1 protein-coding gene is annotated in these 203 nt (G+C 72.4%); it reads right to left on the bottom strand.

Annotated elements, in window-relative coordinates; translation table 11 throughout:
- Positions 1-203, bottom strand: a 203-nt coding sequence (locus tag B0W80_RS35890; RefSeq protein WP_179107122.1) for a hypothetical protein, incomplete at both ends; no start/stop codon positions are given.

Here is a 203-nt window from a genome sequence, read left to right as displayed (position 1 = left end):
TGCACCGACACGGCACCACCGAAGCTGTTGGCGCCGCCAGCGTGGCATCGGACGCACCGGTCTTGACGATGGCGCCTGCGCCGGAGACTCGCCCGGACAGCGTGATCGGCGCGCTGCCGCCGACCGCCATCGCACCATTGAGCGTGACCTCGTTGCCGAGCGTGACGGGCGCGCTGGCATCGAGCGTGGTGCCGCCTGCGGCC

It is taken from the genome of Variovorax sp. KK3, assembly GCF_001984055.1.
Taxonomy (GTDB): Bacteria; Pseudomonadota; Gammaproteobacteria; order Burkholderiales; family Burkholderiaceae_C; genus Variovorax.
This window is presented reverse-complemented; position numbering and strand designations above follow the sequence as displayed.